The following is a 572-nucleotide window of genomic DNA, read 5'->3' on the forward strand; positions in this document are numbered from 1 at the left end:
TTGAACCAGTTCATTTTTCTTCCTTATATAAAAACGCCCTTGACTAAGTCTATAGCCAAGGGCGATTTAAAATCTAGTTGCTTTAACGCGGCGGTTGATTAGTGCTCGCGAGTCGCACGGAATTCAACGTCTGGGAAGCGTTCTTTTGCAAGGTTCAAGTTAACCATAGTTGGGGCAATGTACGTTAGGTTGTCACCACCATCCAATGCTAAGTTCGCTTGGTTCTTACGCTGGAACTCATCCAGTTTCTTCGCATCGCCACACTCAACCCAACGAGCAGTCGCTACGTTAACGCCTTCGTAGATTGCTTCAACGTTGTATTCTGACTTCAAGCGAGCCACAACCACGTCAAACTGAAGCACACCTACCGCACCAACGATCAGATCGTTGTTTTGCAGTGGACGGAATACCTGTACCGCACCTTCTTCAGAAAGCTGAACCAAGCCTTTTAGTAGCTGCTTCTGCTTCAATGGATCTTTCAAACGAATACGACGGAACAATTCAGGCGCAAAGTTTGGAATACCAGAGAACTTCAGTGATTCACCTTGCGTGAAAGTATCACCAATTTGAAT

1 pseudogene is annotated in these 572 nt (G+C 45.5%); it reads right to left on the bottom strand.

The features are described 5' to 3' along the window. Positions 1 to 98: 98 nt before the first annotated feature. Positions 99 to 572 (bottom strand): annotated as a pseudogene (gene prfC, locus R7Z47_RS26090) (peptide chain release factor 3); the annotation flags it as partial.

Source organism: Vibrio sp. 1641 (assembly GCF_033339995.1).
Classification (GTDB): Bacteria; Pseudomonadota; Gammaproteobacteria; order Enterobacterales; family Vibrionaceae; genus Vibrio; species Vibrio alginolyticus.